This window comes from Streptomyces sp. NPDC002130 (assembly GCF_040296465.1).
Classification (GTDB): Bacteria; Actinomycetota; Actinomycetes; order Streptomycetales; family Streptomycetaceae; genus Streptomyces.
Genome location: NZ_JBEOXI010001187.1, coordinates 1 through 1,090, shown reverse-complemented (window position 1 = coordinate 1,090; position 1,090 = coordinate 1). Strand labels below are relative to the sequence as shown.

1 protein-coding gene and 1 pseudogene are annotated in these 1,090 nt (G+C 61.5%); both read left to right on the top strand.

Annotation, left to right across the window (positions count from 1 at the left end):
* On the top strand, positions 1-294 hold a 294-nt coding region (locus ABT116_RS49520), incomplete at its 5' end, for a DUF305 domain-containing protein (RefSeq protein ID WP_351648269.1).
* 142 nt (positions 295-436) lie between these two features.
* Positions 437-1,090: pseudogene (locus ABT116_RS49515) on the top strand (hypothetical protein); the annotation flags it as partial.

Below are 1,090 nucleotides of genomic sequence, written 5' to 3'. Positions count from 1 at the left end.
AGTTCGATGGAGGGCATGGATGAGTCGGCGCATGCGGGACACGGCGTCGGGATGGCCGAGATGCCGGTAATGATGTCGGCCGACGACATGACCGCCCTCACCGATGCCAGTGGCGCGGAGTTCGACAAGTTGTGGCTGACGATGATGATCGAGCACCACAAGGGTGCCATCACCATGTCCCAGACCGAGCTCGACAACGGGCTCGATCCATCGGCGGAGAAGATGGCAGAAGCTATCATCGCCGGTCAGCAGGCGGAAATCACTCAGATGGAAGCGATGTTGAAGGGGAGTTGAGCGATTGACGTTGGCCGCGTGACCTTGCTCGGTGGCTGAGCCGGGCATACGTTCGAGGCTGATGGCTTGACCGCTGCAGTGCCGGAATCACACGCGAGGGGATGACCGCCACATGGATCACAGTCAGATGGACCATAGCGAGATGGACCACAGCCAGATGAACCACAGTCAGATGGAGCATGGGGCCCACGGTGGTCACGGGGATCACGTCGCACAGTTCCGGACGTTGTTCGCAGTCATGCTGGTAATCGCAGTTCCGGTTGTTGCGGCAGATGCGATGTTCGCTGATCTGGTCGGGTACACCCTTCCGGAAAACTCTCTGGTGGAATGGATCTCGCCGGTACTCGGCACGGTGATGTACTTCTGGGGCGGCAAGCCGTTCCTCACCGGCGCTGTCGCCGAAATCCGTTCTCGGCAACCCGGAATGATGCTTCTGATCGCACTTGCCATCACCGTTGCCTTCTTCGCGTCTTGGGCTGCAAGTCTGCACTGGGTGGATCACACTCTTGATTTCTGGTGGGAGCTCGCGCTCCTGATCGTGATCATGTTGTTGGGTCACTGGATCGAGATGCGTTCGCTCAGTCAGACTTCGAGCGCCTTGGACTCTCTTGCCGCTTTGCTTCCCGACGAGGCCGAACGGGTGGTGGGGGAGTCGGTGGAAACCGTGCCCACCGCAGCTCTGGCTACCGGCGGTACGGCTCGTGCCCAGCTCACCGGTGCTCCGCTCGCCCTGGCCAGCGCCCTGCGCAAGCTCGAACTCGGCACGAAGCAGCTCCCGCTGCCGCCCGAGCCGCGC